This is a genomic window from Zavarzinia sp. (genome assembly GCF_049306435.1).
In the GTDB taxonomy this organism is placed as follows: Bacteria; Pseudomonadota; Alphaproteobacteria; order Zavarziniales; family Zavarziniaceae; genus Zavarzinia.
The window spans coordinates 1-6,735 of record NZ_JBAQRT010000352.1 but is presented as its reverse complement, the minus strand read 5'-3'; the positions used below and the strand labels follow the sequence as shown (position 1 = coordinate 6,735).

Annotated in this window: 2 protein-coding genes and 2 pseudogenes; all 4 read right to left on the bottom strand. The window is 67.9% G+C overall.

Annotation, left to right across the window (positions count from 1 at the left end; all coding sequences use genetic code 11):
- Positions 1 to 631 (bottom strand): annotated as a pseudogene (locus WAZ62_RS20495) (hypothetical protein); the annotation flags it as partial.
- A 2-nt stretch (positions 632 to 633) separates the two neighbouring features.
- A complete protein-coding gene (locus tag WAZ62_RS20490) occupies positions 634 to 3,267 on the bottom strand; it encodes a virulence factor SrfC family protein (protein ID WP_422645393.1) in 2,634 nt (877 codons plus the stop codon).
- 5 nt (positions 3,268 to 3,272) lie between these two features.
- Positions 3,273 to 6,245: a virulence factor SrfB gene (locus WAZ62_RS20485; protein WP_422645392.1), complete on the bottom strand. Its 2,973-nt coding sequence runs from the start codon at positions 6,243 to 6,245 to the stop codon at positions 3,273 to 3,275.
- Between the two features lie 52 nt (positions 6,246 to 6,297).
- Positions 6,298 to 6,735: pseudogene (locus WAZ62_RS20480) on the bottom strand (hypothetical protein); the annotation flags it as partial.

The following is a 6,735-nucleotide window of genomic DNA, read 5'->3' as shown; positions in this document are numbered from 1 at the left end:
CGGCGGGGGTGACGGGCGCCGCCGGCGCCCCGGCGACCGCCACGGGAGCCGGGGACGGCTTCGGATAGAAGAGATAGGCGGCGATCCCCGCCCCGGCGATGACGACGAGCACGGCAATGCCGATCAGCCAGCCCCGGGCGGATGGCTTTGGCGCCGGGGCATCGACCATCCGCTCCACCCGCATCGTTTCCGCTGGTGGCGGGGGCGGAGGTGGTGGGGGCGTCTCGGGCTCCGGCTCGGGCGGTGGCGGCGCAACAGGTTTCACCGCCACGCGGCGACCTTTCGCCTTGCCATCGTAATGGGGCGTGATCGCCGGCCAGGACAGCACCGCTTCCCCCGCGATCCCGTCGATATCGATGGCGACGTGATCGTCGGAGGTGAGGAATTCGGTCACCTCTGGCCCGAGGTAGAATTGCACCGTGCCGTCGCGGACTTCGTAACGATCGGCCAGCACCCGGCTTTCGGCGATGCGCCAGCCCTTGTCCGACAGATGCGCGGCCTCGTAACCGAGGCGGCGGATGCCGAGGCTGCCATTGCCGACATATTGGCCCCGCCCCTCGACCACGACGATGGCGTGCCCACCCTCGACCTGAGCCTTGTCCTCGACGACGCGGATGACGGGATCGGCCATGGTCATTGCTCCAGCGCCGCGATCAGCCGGCCGAGGCGGGCATTGGCCTCGACGTCGATCGCCTCGCCATCCTTGAAGGAAACATTCTCGTCGGTCAGGGCGAAGAGCCCGGCGATCCAGTCGACATAGAAGGTCTGGTCATAGGCCGCCGGCTCTTCCGCCAGCCTGGGGTAAGCCCCGGCGGGCGGCGGCGGGGCGAAGATCGGCTTGCCCGTCGCCCTGTTCAAGGGCCGCGCCGTCAGCGGCCTGGCGTCGAAGCCCAGATGATCGACATAGGCATTGATCAGGCTTTCCGCCGCCGTGACGGGTTTCGCGGCGGCATCGCCCGGGCGGGCGCGGAAGGCCGAAATCTTCCGGACCTGCGCCGCGATCGATTCCGCGAGGCCGAGCCGGCGGGCGCCGATGCCCAGTTCCTCGGCCAGGGTCGCGGCCGAGGGCCCGTCGAGACCGATGCCGTCCCGCACGGCGCCATTGTCGGCGATGGCGTGGATCTGTTCCATCCAGTATTCCATCGCGGCATCGGCGAAACGCTCCGCCTGGTCGCGGGCGCGGCGGGGCGCCGCCGGCACCTCGCTGGTCACCGGGCCATCGCCGAACAGGGCATCCATCATGCCCTGGGCGTCCGGCCGCCGGCCCAGCGCGGGGCCGCCTTCGGCCTGCGCGGTTTCTTCCGATCCCGCCTCGGTCTCGATCCGGTAGTAGAGCCCGACCAGGGCATCGGTCGAGACCTGGAGCGCGCGCAGCAGCTGGCCGAATTTCTGGTCCCCGGCGCAGGCGACCAGCCGCCGGCCGCTGGCGCGGACGGCGGCGCGGCGCTTCTCGAGTTCGACCGACAGATCGCCCGAGATGTAATAGCGCGCCAGCCGGTCGAGCATGGCCCGGCGCAAGCTGCGCAGCTGTTCCTCGATCTGGCGGCGCTTGATCGCGGGGTTGCACACCGGCTCCAGCGAGGCGGCGAGATAGGAAATGCCGCCATCGTTCAGGCGGAAGGCTTCGTCCCACGCCTTTTCCGGGTCGTGGAAATGGGCCTGCGCCGCCGCGTTGGCCAGGAAATCGGCCTTGGCGCGGGCGATGCGATCCGCCTCGGAGCCGCGAATGCCGGCTTCCTTGCCCGCCGTGTCGTAATCGAGGATGTGCTTGGCGACGAAATTGGGATTGCGCAGCCAGAAACTGTTGGTGAAGGGCTGGCCCGGCGTCCAGTTACGCGGCCAGTCATGGGCCTTGCCGAAGAAATCGAGCAGCGAGGCATTGAGCCTGATCGTCCAGCGCCCCTCGGTCGAAGCCGCCTGCCCGGCCTTTTCCTCGAATTCCTGATCGAATTTTGTCAGCACGAGGAAGAGCGCGTTTTCCTGCCGGGCGCGGTCCTCGGGCGTCGCGCCGTGGGTGGCGTCGATCCAGTCCTTGACCATGGCCGGCAGGGTGCGGACTTCCTGGTTGGACGGGCCGATGCACAGCAGCATGGCGGTCAATTCCCTCTCGGCGCAGTAACGCTCGAACAGATAGGCGACCTTGCCGCGCAGGTACACCGAACGCAGCGCCCCCTCCTGTTCGAGGAAGCCGCGCGGATCGGGGAAATTCTCGCGGCTGCGGGCACCGGGAAAATCGAGAAGGTCGGTGTGATCGAAGAAGGGCCAGGGCTGATCGCGCATAAGGATGGTCAGTTCGGCGATCAAAGCAGTCACTTCCGCCCGCGCCAGCTGGGCCTTGCGGCCGTCCCTGGTTACAAGCGTCAGCGCCTCGCCCGCCGCCGGCCGGCCCAGGTCGCCGAGGGTGCGGACATCGATGATCGAGCTCTCGCGCGGGACCAGCGCCTCGATCCCGACCCAGGCTTCCGCCGCGTGGCCCAGCCGGTCGAGGCCGCCGGCGAGGGTCAGGTACAGCGCGGTCAGGCGCGGAATGAAATTCCAGATGACGGCGAAGAGTTCCGCACGGTCGGCGAGAACAAGACGCGGCGCCAGCTCCGCCGCCCGCGCCCAATAACCGCTGGACAGGGCGCGAACGCTGGCCTGCGGCTTGAAATAGCGCTCGAAATATTCCTGCAGGTCGAAGACATCGTCCGCCGTCAGCACGTCGACGGCGGCGTCTTGCGCCTTCGGCTCCAGCCGGGCGAACAGCTCGCCGATCTCCTGGGGCGTGGGCGGTTCCTCGTCCTCGAGGTTGAAGTCCGACAGGTAGGCATTGCCGATGATCTTCACGACATCGGTCTGCGACAGGAGACGCAGCGCGACCGGCTTGCCGGCGGGACAGGGCCGCGCCTTCATGGTGAAGCGGGTAACGACACCGGTCGCTTCCTGCCCGCCTTCCGGATTGAGGTCGGCGACGAAATCGAGGGCGCGGTCCTCGAACACGGCCATCAGCCGCTCGGTCCCCTTCCGGGCGAGGGCGGAGATCAGATAGGACTTGCCGGCCTGGCTCGGCCCGAAGACGGAGACGCACATGGGCCGCGTCGCCGCCGCTTCCAGCTTGCGCGCGGCGGTGCCGAAGCGGCGGAAGTCGCGGCGCAACGCCGCCTCGTCCTGATGCAGGCGGGCGGGATGGGCCTTGAACCAGTCGATCGCGGCGGCGGCGGCGGTGCCGGTGGCGGCGGCCTTGGCGCGCAACGTCTCGTTTTCAGCGGAATGGTCGATGCTCATCATGCGCCTCACATAACCCCGAGCACGCCGGTATCGCGCCAATAGCCTTGCGCCGCCTTCAGGGTCTGCAGGCGAAGGGTGACGGCGCCGCGGCGGCTGTTGCCCTCCGCATCCTCGATATCGCTGATGCGGAAATCCTCCCATCGCTCCATGTGGTCGGCATCCACTTCCGCCCGCTCGATCGTCACCTTCAGCGGCAGGGCAAGCCCCGCCGTCGCGGAAGGATTGGCGAATTCGAGGAAATAGAGCGGCGTCGCCGGCCAGCGTTCCAGATCGAGCTGGCGGAAGCCGATGAAGACCGGGGCATAGAAATCGAGAATGAAACTCTCGCCCCCGCCTTCGCCCGTGCGCGCGTCCAGCGTGGGATCGGCCAGGAACACGTTACGCCGAAGCACCTGGCCCGAAATCTCCATCTGGCCGAAGAAGCGCGCGGTCGATTTCATGACAAGGCGCGAGGTGCGCATGAGGAAGGCTTCGAGATGGCCCTCGGCGAGGCCGCAGAGCATGGCGCCGACGGCGGCCGCGGTCTTCGGGTCCTCGATCCGCGCGTTCACGTCGCGGAAGGGATACCAGGTGCCCACGGCATATTGATGCATGGGGATCACGCGGTCCGGCATCACCGGCAGTTTCGCCAGCATCACCTTGGCGATCGCCGGCAGGCGCGACGGCCGGCCCGACAGCAGCAGGATATCGCAGTCATAGGCGTGAATGACCTCTGCGAGGTCGGCCAGGGTCTGGCCAATGACAGCTAGCGTCGTCGCCTCGATCTGGGCAAGATCGATCGCGACCTCGACCGCGCCGATGTCGAAGCCGCTGGCGCCATGATCCGAGGCTTCCGTCTCGAAGAAGCGCAGCACCCGCAGGGTCGGCGGCAGATTGCGGTCCATCAGGCTTTCCAGCCGGCGGATTTCCGCGCCGGCATGGGGGCCGCTGCCACCCTGTTCATAGGCGTGAAGCAGGGCAAGGCCCGCCGGCTCCAGCACCTGGGCGACGAACTGGCGGCGCAGGTGGCGTTCCACTTCGGTCTCGGAGCCGCGATTGCCCGAGAAGAGTTTCTTCAGCAGGGCGGTGGGATCGGCGACGCCCGCCGCCCCCAGTCCCTTCGCGATCGCCGGCAGGATATGACGCTCGATCACGGCGGCGAGGATATCGTCGCCGGCCAGCTTGAAGCCCTCGCGGAAATTCTGCGCCGGATTGATCGCCCGCTGCCCCTCGACGGTGTAGGTCGTGACGATCAGGTCGGTGGTGCCGCCGCCGATGTCGATCGAGGCGATGCGCAGCGACGGCTCCGACCCGTAACCCTCGGTGGCGCGGACGCGGCCCTTCAGGCCGAAGAAGGCGGCGTAATCGCCCCGGAATTTCTGGGTGATCTCGGTATAGAGATAGACCAGCTGGGTGCCCGAGGCTTCGTCGAGATTGAGCACCACCGAAGGCTCCGGCGGCAGGCTGCCGTCGACGGCGGCCAGCGCCATCAGGTCCCAGGCCAGTTTCACCGCCCCCTCGGCCCGGCGGCGCATCAGGCGCTGCTCGGCCACGGGCAGAGCCGGCGGCATGGTCAGCACGATGCGGCGCAGGCGACGCGGCACGTCGCCATGTTTGCGCGCCAGGCGGATTTCCGGCGCGTTGATCATGGCCATGGCCTGGAACAGGATCTCGACCAACAGGAGACTATAGATCGCCGAGCGGGAGAATTTCGCCCGCACCGCCGGCTGGCCCTTGCCCGCCGGCAGCTGGCGCAGCACGTCGCCATCCTCGGTGACGAGGCCCATGACCGGGCCGGACACCGGTGGCTCCGTGGTGATGCCGTCGGGGCCGAGGCCGTTGAAGCGCCAGCCCTGCACCAGCGGCCTGGTATCCCACAGGTAACGCTTGGGGCTGGACAGGCCCGTCGCCCCCTCGTTGCCGAGGGCATCCCCGGCAAGACGCATGGCTTCCGGCCCGACCCGCAGGGGGCTGGGCCACCAGAAGGCATTGGCCCGTCCCGACCGGCGCGAGGCCGCTTCCTTGCCGAAACTCGCCCTGGCGAATTCGACCCGGCTCTCGAACGGCTTGCCATAGGCCTGTTCGGGATGGCCGAGGTCGCGCAGCTCGAGGACATAGCTGTCGTTGAGATCCATGCGGTCGTCGGCATGGGATTCGAGCAGGATGCCGCAGGTGCGCGAATTGCCGATGTCGAGCACGAGATCGACCTCGACCGGCACGCGCCGGCCGGCGTCGGACACCGTGTCGATCAGTCGGATGCGCGGCAGGATTTCCGCCTCGTCGATCACCGCGAGATAGGCGAGGTAACGCGCCCAATGTTCGCAGGCATGGGGGAAATCGTCGGCGCGCAAGGTCCGGTTCGGCCGCTGGGCCTGTTTAAACTCCCGGAAACTCTCGTCCAGCCACTGGTCGACCCAGGCTTCTTCCATGAACCAGGCATTCTTCTCGGCCTCGGCGACCAGGGCGAATTCCTGCTGTTCCTCGGCGTCCGAGGGACTGGGCATGACATAGGGCCGGCCGGGCAGCCGCTTGGCCAGCGCCGTGTCGAAGGCGAGGGTGACGCGATGGGTCATGCCGTCGCGATCGCGCACCGGCAATTCGACGACGCGCAGCCGCGCCCAGTTGCTCGGCCCCTGATCGTGCAGATCGGCGCCATCCGGGGACTTGCCGCGCACCTTGCAATAGGGCAGCGGCATCCAGCGACCGAGGAAGGGCTCCAGCCCCTTGCGGCCGTTGAGTTCATAAATCTCGTCGGGCGGCGCCAGCGTGCCGGTGCGGGGATCGGCCAGCCCGCCCCTGGCCTCGTCCATCACGAGGGTGCGCAGCACGACCTGCTGCTGGCCGTCGCCGCCGATGGCCCCCGCCGCGACCGGCTCTTCCCAGAAAGCGCGCGAGACCTTGGGCAAGGCATCGATATCGAAGCCGAAATCGAGGAATTGCAACCCGCTCGACGGCACGAGGCTGACCACACGGCGGAAACTCGTCAGACGTTTCAGCATGTTCCCAGAACCATCACTTTTCCGCCCCGTCGCAGGCTAACACGTTCCGCCATCACGGCACGGTGAAGACGTGAACGATCTTAGTATCGTTCCGGTTGCGCGCGCGGTCCACCGTGCCCTGGAAAACCTGATCCGGCTTGCCCTCGCGCCGCAGGGTGATGCGGTAGTGCGAACGGGGCAGACCACGCGACTTGGGCAGCTGGACCTCGATCCGATAGGTCCCCGGCGGCGGATTGCCCACCCAGACAATGTTCTCGACCGGATCGGGAATCACCCGGTCGTCATAACGGTTGTGGTCGATATCCAGTTCGCCGCCGCAGGCCCGCAGGTTATCCCAATAGATGCGCCGGCCGTCCGGGCAGATGACATGGACGTCGACATCGTTCCGGTCATCCCAGGCCAGGATCACCTGCATCCTGCCCTCCTGGCCCCCGTCCCGTTCCACCCGGCGCGCATCCTCATTCACCGGCGGCGGCGGTGGGGGTGGGGG

Excerpts from the sequence above, each read along its gene's own strand:
- WAZ62_RS20485 (WP_422645392.1), bottom strand. The coding sequence starts at position 6,245 with ATGCTGAAACGTCTGACGAGTTTCCGCCGTGTGGTCAGCCTCGTGCCG.
- WAZ62_RS20490 (WP_422645393.1), bottom strand. The coding sequence starts at position 3,267 with ATGATGAGCATCGACCATTCCGCTGAAAACGAGACGTTGCGCGCCAAG.